General features: G+C 70.5%; 13 protein-coding genes. 4 read left to right on the top strand and 9 right to left on the bottom strand.

Annotated elements, in window-relative coordinates; translation table 11 throughout:
* Positions 1 to 4: 4 nt before the first annotated feature.
* A complete protein-coding gene (locus LPC04_RS11125; protein ID WP_275682288.1) occupies positions 5 to 904 on the bottom strand; it encodes a phosphatidate cytidylyltransferase in 900 nt (299 codons plus the stop codon).
* Positions 905 to 943: 39 nt separating this feature from the next.
* Positions 944 to 1,342, bottom strand: coding sequence for a response regulator (locus LPC04_RS11120; protein WP_275682287.1), 399 nt, complete (start codon positions 1,340 to 1,342; stop codon positions 944 to 946).
* Positions 1,343 to 1,551: 209 nt separating this feature from the next.
* Here LPC04_RS11120 and LPC04_RS11115 point away from each other — a divergent pair, with 209 nt between their 5' ends.
* The 3 genes from LPC04_RS11115 to LPC04_RS11105 are packed head-to-tail and all read left to right on the top strand — an operon-like array spanning position 1,552 to position 5,097.
* Positions 1,552 to 2,787: an AI-2E family transporter gene (locus LPC04_RS11115; RefSeq protein ID WP_275682286.1), complete on the top strand. Its 1,236-nt coding sequence runs from the start codon at positions 1,552 to 1,554 to the stop codon at positions 2,785 to 2,787.
* Positions 2,788 to 2,789: 2 nt separating this feature from the next.
* Positions 2,790 to 4,004 carry a DUF2252 family protein gene (locus tag LPC04_RS11110; RefSeq protein ID WP_275682285.1) on the top strand — a complete coding sequence of 405 codons (1,215 nt, stop codon included), beginning with the start codon at positions 2,790 to 2,792 and terminating at the stop codon, positions 4,002 to 4,004.
* Between the two features lie 10 nt (positions 4,005 to 4,014).
* A complete protein-coding gene (locus LPC04_RS11105) occupies positions 4,015 to 5,097 on the top strand; it encodes a cation diffusion facilitator family transporter (RefSeq protein WP_275682284.1) in 1,083 nt (360 codons plus the stop codon).
* On the opposite strand, the gene LPC04_RS11100 is transcribed toward LPC04_RS11105, so the two are convergent.
* The 6 genes from LPC04_RS11100 to LPC04_RS11075 form a co-directional block, all read right to left on the bottom strand.
* Positions 5,030 to 5,494, bottom strand: a complete 465-nt coding sequence (locus LPC04_RS11100) for a hypothetical protein (RefSeq protein WP_275682283.1) — start codon at positions 5,492 to 5,494, stop codon at positions 5,030 to 5,032. The two genes, LPC04_RS11105 and LPC04_RS11100, sit on opposite strands and share 68 nt — an antisense overlap.
* Entirely contained in the window at positions 5,494 to 5,991 is a 498-nt protein-coding gene (locus tag LPC04_RS11095) for a GAF domain-containing protein (protein WP_275682282.1), read from the bottom strand. The genes LPC04_RS11100 and LPC04_RS11095 overlap by 1 nt, the downstream gene beginning before the upstream one ends.
* A gap of 186 nt (positions 5,992 to 6,177) precedes the next feature.
* Positions 6,178 to 6,939 carry a ribonuclease T2 family protein gene (locus tag LPC04_RS11090; protein WP_275682281.1) on the bottom strand — a complete coding sequence of 254 codons (762 nt, stop codon included), beginning with the start codon at positions 6,937 to 6,939 and terminating at the stop codon, positions 6,178 to 6,180.
* Positions 6,940 to 7,176: 237 nt separating this feature from the next.
* Positions 7,177 to 7,689 (bottom strand): hemerythrin domain-containing protein, encoded by a 513-nt coding sequence (locus LPC04_RS11085; RefSeq protein WP_275682280.1) that lies wholly within the window; start codon positions 7,687 to 7,689, stop codon positions 7,177 to 7,179.
* Between the two features lie 75 nt (positions 7,690 to 7,764).
* A complete protein-coding gene (locus tag LPC04_RS11080) occupies positions 7,765 to 9,045 on the bottom strand; it encodes an MFS transporter (protein WP_275682279.1) in 1,281 nt (426 codons plus the stop codon).
* 3 nt (positions 9,046 to 9,048) lie between these two features.
* The gene (locus LPC04_RS11075; RefSeq protein ID WP_275682278.1) at positions 9,049 to 9,690 is read right to left on the bottom strand and encodes a TetR/AcrR family transcriptional regulator; all 642 of its coding nucleotides are present in this window, start codon (positions 9,688 to 9,690) and stop codon (positions 9,049 to 9,051) included.
* Positions 9,691 to 9,841: 151 nt separating this feature from the next.
* Between LPC04_RS11075 and LPC04_RS11070 the strand changes: the two genes are divergently transcribed.
* Positions 9,842 to 10,264: a hypothetical protein gene (locus LPC04_RS11070; RefSeq protein ID WP_275682277.1), complete on the top strand. Its 423-nt coding sequence runs from the start codon at positions 9,842 to 9,844 to the stop codon at positions 10,262 to 10,264.
* Here LPC04_RS11070 and LPC04_RS11065 read toward each other — a convergent pair.
* Positions 10,261 to 12,453, bottom strand: coding sequence for an ATP-binding protein (locus LPC04_RS11065; protein WP_275682276.1), 2,193 nt, complete (start codon positions 12,451 to 12,453; stop codon positions 10,261 to 10,263). The two genes, LPC04_RS11070 and LPC04_RS11065, sit on opposite strands and share 4 nt — an antisense overlap.
* Between the last annotated feature and the right edge of the window lie 11 nt (positions 12,454 to 12,464).

The following is a 12,464-nucleotide window of genomic DNA, read 5'->3' as shown; positions in this document are numbered from 1 at the left end:
GAGGTCAATGCAGCCGCAGCACCAGGAGCAGCACCGGCGCGGTCAGCACGAGGCTGTCGACGCGGTCGAGGATGCCTCCGTGGCCCGGGATCAGCGTGCCGTAGTCCTTGATGCCCAGCGCGCGCTTGCCGGCCGAGAACAGCAGGTCGCCCAGCAGCCCGGCCACGCTCAGCAGCAGGCCGACGCCCGCCAGCCAGGGCAGCGGCGCGAGGCCCAGCGCGCGGCCGACGGCCATCGAGAAGAGGGCGCTGAACGCGAGCCCGCCGCCGAAGCCCTGCCAGGTCTTGTTGGGACTGATGCGCGTGGTCATCCGGTGGCGGCCGAAGCGGGTGCCGACCAGGTACTGGCCGATGTCGTTGAGCGAGGTGACGATGCACAGGTACAGGAACCAGTCCGGCGCGCGCGGCGACGGCGGATCGACCAGCGCGGCCAGGCAGCCGAGCCCGGCCGCCTGCGTCGCGAACAGCGCGAGCAGCAGCGTCGCGCCCGGCCGCCGCGCGGCGAACAGCGCGAGCGAAAGCGCCGTCATCGCGCCGACGCTGGCAAGCGCCCAGCCGCGCGACAGCAGCACGCCTTGCAGGGCCAGCGCCACGAGCAGGCCTGCCGAGGTTACGCGCGAGACCGGGCGGTCGGCGAGCCGGGCCAGGTCGATGGCCGCGAGCAACGACATCGCCAGCACCAGCGCCACGACGCCCACCGGCCGCAGCGCCCACGCGAGAAAGACCGGCGGCAGCAGCAGCCACCACGACGTGACCTGCTCGCGCAGCGATCCAGTGCCGATCGGGCGCGTCAGGCGCACGACGATGAGCGTGGCGACCGCAAGGCCGGCCAGCAGCGCCAGGCCGACCAGCGCGCCCGCCTCGAGATCCGGCCACGGCGGCAGCAGGGCGGGCGCGGCGCTCATCCGGCGCGACGCGATATCGGCATCGCGCCCCGCAAGGCCTTACGACCCACCCAGCGCCGCCAGCAGGCGATCGATATCGACCGGCTTGACCAGGTGCGCGTCGAAGCCGGCGAGCGTCGCCCGCGCGATGTCGTCGGCGCCGCCGTAGCCGGTGAACGCGATCAGCCGCATGGGCTTGCCGGCGAGGCGGCGGCGGATCTCCATGGCGAGCTGGTAGCCGTCCATGCCGGGCAGGCCGATGTCGATGACGGCGGCGGCGGGCGCGAAGGTCTCGAGCTTGGCCAGCGCCAGGTCCGGGTGAATGGCCGTCGCCACTTCGTAGCCGAAGGCCTGCAGCAGGATCTCCATCGACTCCACCGCGTCGACGTTGTCGTCGACCAGCAGCACGCGCTGCGCGCCGGCGGACGAGGAATCGGTCGAGCTGGGGACGTTGGACATGCGGCGATGGGCCCGTCAGGTGGATGGCGTGCGGATTATGGCAGCGAAGGCCGCGCGACTCGCCGGCTGTCCTACATGCGGTCATCCAGTCGGCCTACCGCGATCGGGGAAGGCGCCGTCCACACTGGAAGCAACTCGACAACGATGGCGGAGACCACGATGGAACACGACGGCCCACGCAACGAATGCGGCATCCGCAAGGGGGCTCGATGAGCGCCGTCCACGTCATCCCGTCCGGGGACGAGACGCTGGAGCTGCCCGTGCAGGTGGCGGGCGACGGCGACGAGCCGCCGCGCGAGAAGGAGCGCGTGCTGCTGCACATGCCCATCGACGTGCGCAACATGTCGATGATCGTCATCGCGTCGCTGCTCGGGCTGTATGCGCTGCGCTGGGCCGCGGAGATCGTGATCCCGGTGCTGATGGGCCTGCTGTTCAGCTACGCGCTGACGCCCCTGGTCAACGGCCTCGTGCGCGTGGGCGTGCCGCGCGCGCTCGGGGCGGCGGTCGTGATGATCGCGCTGGTCGGCGGCATCGGCTGGGGCGCGTGGTCGCTCGACGACCAGGCCAACAACCTGATCGAGTCGCTGCCCGACGCGGCCCAGAAGCTGCGCGACACGCTCCACCCCGCGCGCCGCGACCCGACGCCGTCGACGATGGACACGGTGCAGAAGGCCGCGGCGACGCTGGCGCAGGCCACCGACAGCACGGCGAAGTCGACCCCGGGCGTCGCCAAGGTGCAGATCGTCAAGCCGTCCTTCAACATCCAGGACTACCTGTTCACCGGCACGATGCGCGCCGCCGAGGCCGCGGCGCAGGTGCTTGTCGTGGCCTTCATCACCTACTTCCTGCTCGCCGCCGGCGACACGTTCCGGCGCAAGCTCGCGCGCATCGCCGGGCCCAACTTCGCCAAGCGCAAGATCACCGTGCAGGCACTCGACGAGATCACCGAGCAGATCCAGCGCTACCTGCTCGTGCAGCTGCTGACCAGCGTGGTCGTGGGCATCGCCACCGCGCTCGCGTTCTGGGCGCTGGGCTTCAACAACGCCGCCGTGTGGGGCGTGCTCGCCGGCGTGATGAACCTGATCCCCTACGTCGGCACGGCGCTGATCTGCGGCTCGTCCGCGATCGTCGCGCTGCTGCAGTTCGGCACGCTGCACATGGCCGTCGCGGTCGGCTCGGTCTCGATCGTGCTGCACGTCGTCTCGGGCTACATGATCACGCCGTGGCTGACCAGCCGCACCAGCCGGCTCAACGCGGTGGTCGTCTTCATCGGCGTGCTGGCCTGGGGCTGGCTGTGGGGCGTGTGGGGCCTGTTGCTGGGCACGCCCATCCTGATGGCGCTGAAGGCGATCTGCGACCGCGTCGACGACCTCAAGGCCATCGGCGAGCTGCTGGGCGGCAGCGACAAGTCCGGCGAGAACGGCAGCGGCACGGTGGCGTCCTGAGCATGCCGACGACCCGCACCCGAACGATCGCCCCGGCCGACCGGGCCGTCGCGCTGCAGGCCCAGCGCAACCTCAAGATGGCACGCTCCGCGCATGCCTACGTGCGCGGCAACACGAAGCAGTTCTACGAGTGGCTGCAGGCGCAGGCGCCCGACTCGCTGCCCGCCGGCCCGGCGATCTGGATCTGCGGCGACTGCCATCTCGGCAACCTCGGGCCGATCGGCAACGTCCACGGCAGCGTCGAGATCCAGATCCGCGACCTCGACCAGACCGTGATCGGCAACCCGGCGCACGACCTGATCCGCCTCGGGCTGTCGTTGGCGATGGCCGCGCGCGGTTCCGACCTGCCGGGCGTGACCACCGCGGTGATGCTGGAGCAGCTGATGGAGGGCTATTGCGCCGGCCTGGCCGGCGAGTCCGGCGAGCCCGATGCGCCGTTGCCCGCGCCGGTGCACCTCGTCATGAAGGACGCGCTGCGCCGCTCGTGGAAGCACCTGGCGCGCGACCGCTTCGACGCCGTCGTGCCCAGCGTGCCGATCGGCAAGCGCTTCTGGAAGCTCACGTCCGACGAGAGGGCGGCGATCGCGCGCCTGTTCGAGAAGAAGTCGGTGTCGCGGCTGGCCACGCTGATCGGCTCGCGCGACGACGATGCGCCGGTCGCCGTGCTGGACGCGGCGTACTGGATGAAGGGCTGCAGCTCGCTGGGCCTGCAGCGCTACGCCGTGGTGCTGGGCGTGGGCCAGCCGGACAGCGACGACCTGCAGTACTGCCTGATCGACATCAAGGAGGCCGTCCCCGCGGCCGCGCCGGCCTATGCCAGGCCGCGCATGCCCGACGACCACGCGATGCGCGTCGTCGAGGGCGCACGCCACCTGTCGCCGCACCTGGGCGACCGCATGCTCGCGGCGGAGCTGCTGGGCCGCCCCGTCTTCCTGCGCGAGCTGCTGCCGCAGGACCTGAAGCTGGAGATCGAGCAGCTGACCCGCGCCGAGGCGACCGAGGTCGCGGCCTTCCTCGGCGGCATCGTCGGCAAGGCGCACGCACGCCAGATGGACGCGGTCACCGCGAAGGCCTGGGGCTCGGAGCTGCGCAAGGGCCGCTCGAAGACGCTGGACGCGCCGGGCTGGCTGTGGTCCAGCATCGTCGACCTGGTCGCGAGCCACGAGGCGGGCTATCTCCATCACTGCCGGCGCTACGCATTGCGCGAAGCCGCTTAAAGTGCGGGGCATGGCTGCCCACGACCACGACCACGACCACGATCATCACGCCCATGATCACGGGCAGGCGCACGATCACGACCACCACGATCACTCGCATGGCCACCACGGCCATTCGCACGCCCCGAAGGATTTCGGCACCGCGTTCGCGATCGGCGTGCTGCTGAACGCGGGCTTCGTCGCCGCCGAAGTGATCTACGGCCTGCGCATCGACTCGCTGGCGCTGCTGGCCGACGCGGGCCACAACCTCAGCGACGTGCTGGGCCTGCTGCTGGCCTGGCTGGCGAGCGTGCTGGTCAAGCGCGCGTCCAGTTCGCGTTTCACGTACGGGCTGCGCGGCACGTCGATCCTCGCGGCGCTGGCCAACGCCACGCTGCTGACGCTGGTCACGGGCGCGATCGGGTGGGAGGCCGTGCTGCGCCTCGCGCATCCGGCGGCCACGGAGGGCAACGTGGTGATGGCCGTGGCCGCCGTGGGCATCGTCGTGAACCTCGCGACCGCGCTGCTGTTCATGTCCGGCCGCAAGGACGACCTCAACGTGCGCGCCGCGTTTGCCCACATGGCCGGCGACGCCGCGATCGCGGCCGGCGTCGTCGTGGCCGGCTTCGCGATGCAGCGCACCGGCTGGCTGTGGCTCGATCCGGTGGTGAGCCTGGCCATCGCGCTGATCGTGCTCGTCGCCACGTGGGGACTGCTGAAGGATTCGCTGGCGCTGTCGCTGCAGGGCGTGCCGCGCGAGGTCGATGCGCGGGCGGTCGGGCGCTGGCTCTCGGCGCTGCCCGGCGTCGCCGAGGTGCACGACCTGCACATCTGGGCGATGAGCACGACCGAGAACGCGCTGACGGCGCACCTGGTCTATCCGGCCGGCTTCCCCGGCGACCAGTGCCTGCGCGGAATCTGCGACGAACTGCGCGCGCACCACGCGATCGGCCACGTCACGATCCAGGTCGAGACGGGCCAGGCCGGCGGCGGTTGCCCCGGCGCCGCGGCGCCCGACGACGACGAGGCCGCCACCGGCCTCGCGTTCACGCCGCCGTGTGGCTCTCCGCTGGAGCCGTCCTCAGCGCCGCGATCGCATCCAGCACGCCCTTGACCTTGAACGGCCGCAGGACGAGGCGCCTGACCTCGAGATGCTTCAGCCGCAGCGCCAGCGGCGTGTCGCACGCCGCGGCGGTCACGGCGATGGGGACGTCGGGCGCGCACTTCGTCTCGCCGTCGCGCACGCGGCTCATCAGCTCGAGGGCGGCGGCTTCCTCGTCCAGCGACAGGAACAGCGCATCGAAGGACCGGAACGACACCAGCGTCTCGGCCTGCTCGATGGTGGTGATCTCCTTCGGATTGGCCAGTCGCATGTCGCGCGCGACGGCCGCGACGGTGCGGCGCAGCAGGAACTGCGGCTCGACGAGCAGCAGCTCGATCGGCGGCGCCGCGGGCACCGGCGCGACGGGCGCGTGCGCGGGCAGCGGCTGCGGAGCGTGGATCACGGCCATTACCCGGTCACCTCCTGCGAGACGAGTTCGCTGACGACCAGCTCGCGCAGGGATCCGAGGATCGCGAGATCCATGGCGTCGAGCGTGCGCGGCTGGTGGTCGATCATGCACAGCGTGCCGACGATCTGGCCCGTGGGCAGCTGCAACGGGGCGCCGGCGTAGAAGCGCACGTGCGGCGCGCCGGTGACGAGCGGGTTGTCCTGGAAGCGCTCGTCCTGCAATGCGTCCTCGACGACGAGGATCTGCGGCTGCACGACCACGTGGCCGCAGAACGAGAGGTCGCGCTCGGTCTCGCAGACGTCCAGGCCGACGCGGGCCTTGAACCATTGGCGCTTGGCGTCAACCAGGCTCACCAGCACGATGGGCATGTCGAATTCGTCGGCGGCAAAGCGCACCACGCGGTCGAAGCGTTCCTCGGGGGGCGTGTCCAGGATCAGCATCTCGCGCAAGGCCTGCAGGCGCTGCGCCTCGTCGGTCGGAATGGGGGCGGGGATCATGGGTCGCGGCGATGGCCGGAAGTCGGGGCTTGGGACGTCTTCGGCCGTTCACGCCGCGATCTTGAAGCGAATCGCGGTGCCCGTGTGCGGCCGCGCAGGAGTCGTCGAGGATTCCCTACGCGATTCCGTCACTCGGCGTGCGGGGGGCCGGCGCGGTGTCGCCGCGGCGGCCCCCGCCGACGTGGTTCAGTTCGTCACGGCCTTGATGTAGATCGAGCCGCTGCTCTTGCACAGCTGGCTGGACGACGCCGGCTGGATCGGCTTGGCCATGTACGACGACTGCACCGTCGTCGGCAGCGGGTTGGTCGGCAGCTTCATGTGCAGGCGCACTTCCTCGAGGTAGGACTTGCCGCCCGAGCTGATGCACAGGTACTCGATGTCCGTGCTGGCGTAGGTGCCGTAGTCGAGCTTGGCCGCCGCCTGCAGCTGCGCCAGCGTCACGTGGCCCCCGACGTTGGCGCTGACGGTGGAGCCGAGGTTGCTCGCGTTGACGCTGGCGAGCATGGCCAGCGTGGGCGCGAAGAAATTCTGCTGCGACAGGCCCGAGCACGTGCCGTGCTCGATCCATTCGTGGCGCTCGAGGTCCGACTGCGTGCCCGGCTCGGAGACCTGCAGCTGGGCCTCGGTCGCGGCCTGCAGCACGACGGCCGGCAACTGCGTCCACTCGCCGTTCTGGTCGAGCTTCTTGTTGGCTGCCGACACGCCGCAGTACGACTCGCTCTGGGGCCACAGGCCGTGCAGCGAGAACGTCTTGTTGTCCTGGCGCGAGGGCGTCTCGCTCTGGCACTCGGGCTTGCTGGAATTGGTCAGGCAGAACGTGGGCTCCCAGCTGATGGCCAGGGCGTAGTTCTCGACAGGCGACGCGGCGTGCGCGCCGGGCGACGACGCGAGTGCGACGACGGTGAGCGCGCCGCAGGCGGCGGCGCGGAGGGTCAGGGACGGGTTCATGCTCGGAATCTCCAGGGGTTTGTGATGGATCTCACGCTCGTGGCGTTCGACCGGCCCGGATTCCAGCAGAGGATCGTGACAAATCACATGGGGAAAGGCCGCTCCAGAGATTCCCTCGCCCGGCCCCATTCGAGTGCATCCACCTATGAGAAAAGCGCTCGCGGAGCGCGCGGAACGGCGTCCACGCGCCATACCCCATACCGTGTTCTGGGTATGGTGCCGCGGCGCGGTTCAGCTTCACGACGGCTCGGGCATCGCCATCAGCTGCTTCTTGCGCGCGGCGATCTGCTCGCCCATCGCGTCGAGGTCCAGCGAGGTCTTGCGCAGCTTGGGGAAGAACTCGGTTTCCTCTTCCTTGACGTGGTGGTCGATGTACTCGCCCAGCACGTGCACCTTGGCGTCGAACAGCGGCTGGTCGCTGGTCATCGTCTTGATCTGCGCGATCAGGCTCTTCGCGCTGGCGTGCTCGACGTAGGCCTCGTCGACGATGTCCTCGTCCCGGGTCAGCACCGTGCGCGCGGCCGGATAGAGGATCTCTTCCTCCACCTGCGTGTGCACCGCGAGCGCGACGCAGATCTGGCTGGCCAGCAGCATCCGCTCGTCACCCCGGCCGCCGGCGTCGGCAAGCTTCTGGTACTTCTGGAACATCGCCTTGACCTCGCGATGCTCGGCCATCAGCAACTGCAGGGCGTCCTGCTGCGGGGGTTGCGACGCGGCCTTCGCGTGGGCGGCGGGCTGGGTGGCGGACATGGCGCTCTCCTGGCTGAAATGGTTGGGTACCGAGTTTTTCGGCAACCCGTATTCCCAAGGCGGAAGAGCGCGCGTTCAGGCCGCCTTCGCGGGCGCCGGCCGCTTGACGAGGAAGATCGCCACCGCCGCGACGATGCAGGTCGCGCCCGCGGCATACAGCGCCGGGCTGTACGACTGCATCACCGTGCGCGTGAGCCCCGCGCCGTACGCGGCCACGGCGCCGCCCAGCTGGTGGCCGGCGAAGATCCAGCCGAAGATCATCGGCGCACGCTGCTTGTCGAACGCGGCGCTGGTCAGCCGCACGGTCGGCGGCACGGTGGCGACCCAGTCGAGCCCGTAGAACACCGCGAACAGCGACAAGCCGACGACGGTGAACGTGGAGTGCGGCAGCCACAGCAGCGACAGCCCGCGCAGCCCGTAGTACCAGAACAGCAGCTTGCGCACGTCATAGCGGTCGGACAGCCAGCCCGACGCGATCGTGCCGATGAAGTCGCACGCGCCGATCGTGGCCAGCACCGACGCGGCCGGCACCGGGCCCAGGCCGTAGTCGCCGCACAGCGTGATGAAGTGCGTCTGGATCAGCCCACTGGTGGACAGGCCGCAGACGAAGAACGTGCCGAACAGCACCCAGAACGCGCCGCTGCGCGAGGCCATGAACAGCGTGCGGATCGGCTCCATGAAGCCCGGCCGCCAGGCGGTCGGCGCGGGATCGACGTGGGCCGGATCGGCGCCGAACGGCCGCAGCCCGAGTTCCTTCGGACGGTCTCGCAGCAGGCAGAACGCGAGGCCGGCGACGACCAGGCAGCTCGTGAAGACGGGGATCACGGCCATGCGCCAGCCGTGGCTCTGGATCAGCGACGCGGCGATCGGCAGGAAGATCAGCTGCCCCGTCGCCGAACTCGCGGTCAGCATGCCCATCACGAGACCGCGCCGCTGCTCGAACCAGCGATTGGCCACGGTCGCGCCCAGCACCAGCGCCGTCAGGCCCGAACCGACGCCCAGCACCAAGCCCCACAGCACGACGAGCTGCCAGAGCGCCGTCATGCGGGTCGCGAGCACCATGCCCGTCGCGATCAGCAGCAGCGCGCTGCAGATGATGCGGCGCAGGCCGTAGCGTTCCATCAGCACGGCGGCAAACGGGCCGATCAGGCCGTAGAGCGCGAAGCGCAGCGCGATCGCGCCGGAAATCTCATCGGTGCTCCAGCCGAACTCCTTGCTGAGCGGCACCAGGAAGGCGCCGGGCAGGCCGAGAGCGGCGGACGAGGTCAGCATCGTCAGGAAGGCGATGCCCATGACGACCCACGAGAAGTGGATGCCGCGGCGGCCGAACCAGTGGGCAACGGGGGTGGCGAACATGCTTCAGGCCTCCTTGGTCTTGTCGCGTGCGCCCGCGCGCGCGGGCGCGGGCGCGGGCGCGGGCTCGGGCGTCAGGCGCGCTCGCGCGGCGGCGAGGATCTCCGCCGCCAGCGGCGCGCCCTCCGTCGCGCGGGCCAGCATCATGGCGCCGGCCAGCGTGGCGAAGTCGGCCAGGGCGGCGCTGCGGCTGGCCGATGCGTCGGCACCGTCCTCGACGCTCGCCAGGATCTGCACCAGCGACTCGAGGCCATCGAGATAGGCCGCGCGGATGGGCGCCCCGGCCGGCTCGCGCGCGACATCGGTGGCCAGCGAGACCGACGGGCAGCCCATGGCCACGTCCTTCAGGCTCTGCGGCGTCAGGAACTTGTCGACCAGCAGCGCGCGTCGCGACGCGTCGTCGGGCTTGCTGGCGATACGCTTGTTCCAGCGCTCGGCCGACTGCTCGAACGCGCGCGCCACGGCCACGCCGGCGAGCGCGTCCTTGGACTCGAAGTGGCCGTAGAAGCCGCCGTGCGTGAGGCCGGCGGCGCCCATCAGGTCCGCGACGCTCACGCCCTTGATGCCGCGTTCGCGGAACAGGCGGGAGGACGCCTCGGTGATCTGTTCTCGGTGGCTTTCGGCCTCGGCTCGGGAAACGCGCGGCATGGGGATTCCAGCGGGAGATGCGATGTTTAGAGTTTAATCATCATGAATAATGAATGTCAACCATCATGAATAACGGCGGGGTCATGCACCGGGCAAGCGCGTTGCTCCTCGAAGGTGCATCATCCAGGCATGCACTCATCGGGAGACAGCGATGCGACCGACACACCGATTCCCCGCTGCAGCCGGCGTGCTCGTGCTCGCGATGCTCGCCGCCGGCTGCGCCACCGCGCCATCGGGCCACGATGCCTACGAGAAGGCGCTGGCCCAGTGGCAGGGCGCGCCCGAGGAAACGCTGCGCGAGCGCTGGGGCAAGCCGGTGTCCGAGGAGCAGATCGACCACGGCAAGTGGCTCACGTACTTCGTCAACAACGGCACCGCGCCGGCGCCGACGGTCAGCTTCAGCATCGGCGGCTTCGGATTCGGCGGCGGCCGCACATCGGTGGGCGGCGGCGTCGGCGTGACCACGCCGATCGGCCAACCGACGACCATCGGCTGCACGACGCGCTTCCTCGTCGAGAACGGCAAGGTGACGACCTGGAACTTCGAAGGGCCGGGCTGCGGCAGTACCGGCTAGCCGGGCGCGCGCCGCAGCGGAATCCGCGCCTCGAAGGTGACGGTGCCGTCGCCGCCGATGTGGACCAGCGTGCCCTGATGTCCGCGCACGACCTCGTGGGCGATGTAGAGGCCCAGCCCCATGCCCGTGCGGTTGCGCTCGTTGGCAGCTGACTGGCGCTTGAACGGGTCGAACAGCGCGACCAGGATGTCCTCGGGGATCGGCGGCGCGTCGTTCGTGATGCTGACGACCGCCAAGCCGTCTTCCTCGCGCGCCGTCACGACGATGCGGCCCTGGCCGTGGTGGCGGGCGTTGCTCAGCAGGTTGGCGACGACCTGCGTGTAGCGGCCCTCGTCGGCATCGGCGACCAGTGAGCCGGGCAGCGAGACGTCCAGCGAGATCCCCGGATAGGCGACGTGCGACTCCTCGACCAGCTGGCGGATGACGGCCACCAGGTCGACGCGGCTCCACTGCATCGTCAGGTCGAAGCCGTGGTGCAGCCGCGAGATGTCGAGCACGTCGCCCAGCAACTGCTTCATGCGGTGCGTGGAACTGCGGATGACCGAGTTGAGCCGCTCGGACTGGCCGCCGCGCTCGATGGCGCTGTTGGCCATGCTCAGCGACTGCAGCGGGTTGCGCAGGTCGTGGCCCAGCACGGCCCACAGCTGGGAGCGCAGCTGGTCGATCTCCAGCACGCGGTCGGCGTAGGCGCGGCCGACGCTGTCCAGCAGCTGCGAGGCGATCTCGAGTTCGACGTCGTTCCACGGCTCGGCCTGCCCGCGCACCGTCTCGCGCCACTCGGCGAACGAGCCGCGTGGCGTCAGGCGCGGCCCGAGCGGGCCGTGCGCGATGACCTTCTCGGGCTTGCCGCCCCAGCGGATCGTCTGCACGACCTCGCGCCTCAGGCCGACGATCCAGCCCTGGCGCGGCGCGTCGAAGCGCAGCGCGAGCACGCCGCAATAGCGCTCGTCCTCGGGCTGGCCGGGCAGCGGCGGCGGCAGTTGCTCGCCGTGGAAGACGTGCACCAGGGCGGCGTCACCGTGCTGCGCGAGCCACGTCGCCAGCGCCTTCGCCCAGGCGGCGTGCACGTGATCGGCCGCGCGCGGGATGCCGCCCAGCGTGACCAGCAGCGCATCGCAGCCAAGGTTCTCGCGCAGCGCCGGCGACTCGCGCATCACGACCTCGCCGACCTCGCCGCCGACCGCGATGGCGCGCACGATCTCCGTGCGCAGCCAGGCCGCGCGCGCGATCGCGCCCTCGCGCTCCTTGGCCGCCAGCGACTGCACGGTCGACGCGATCACCTGCGCCATCACGTCGACGGCCATGCGGATCGGGTAGGGCACCTGCAGCGGCGCCATGTGGTGGCAGGCCAGCATGCCCCACAGCCGGCCGCCGATGACGATGGACACGCTCATGGATGCGCCCATGCCCATGTTCTTCATGTACTCGATGTGGATCGGCGAGACGCTGCGCAGCACGCTGTGGCTCAGGTCCAGCGGCTCGCGCTGCGTCGCGTCGGCCAGCAGCGGCACCGGCTCGTAGCCGACGTCGGCGATCAGCCGCAGCGTGTTGAGGATGTAGAGCCGGCGCGCCTGCGCGGGGATGTCGCTGGCCGGATAGCGGCGCCCGAGGTAGGGCTCCAGCGCGTCGCTGCAGGCCTCGGCGACCACGTCGCCGGAGTCGTCGTGGCCGAAGCGATAGGCCATCACGCGGTCGAAGCCGGTCATCTGGCGTACCGCGATCACGGCGGCGTCCAGCAGGCGCTCGATCGAGCGCTGGCGCTTGAGCGTGTCCATCGCGCGATAGGCGAGGTGCGCGAAGGTGGAGACCTCGCCAGCGGCCGCGGCGCGGCGCTCGAACTCGCAGATCACGCGCCCGTGCTGCGCGTGCAGGACGATGTCGAAGGTGCTGCCGCGCAGCGTCGCCTCGAGCGAGTTCGTGACCAGCTCGTCGCTGTTGGCGTCGGCCAGCGTGTCCTGCAGCAGTTGCTCGAGGGCCGCGTCGTCGCCGAACGCGCCGGGGCGCAGCGTGCGGCCGAACTCGAGCGGGATGCCCAGCAACGCGGGCACGTTGGCGCTCGCGTGGCTCAGGCGCCCGAGGCGGTCGAAGGCGAGCAGGGCGCCGTGCGGCTGGATCGAGCCGGGAATGTGGATCGGTTCGCGGTCGCAGTTCTCGAGGTTGAGCTCTGCAGGAGACGTGGACGGCTGCATCGCCGCATTTC

The sequence above is a fragment of the Scleromatobacter humisilvae genome (assembly GCF_023231945.1).
In the GTDB taxonomy this organism is placed as follows: Bacteria; Pseudomonadota; Gammaproteobacteria; order Burkholderiales; family Burkholderiaceae_C; genus Scleromatobacter; species Scleromatobacter humisilvae.
The sequence above is the reverse complement of the archived record's forward strand: the minus strand, read 5'-3'. Positions and strand labels throughout refer to the sequence as shown.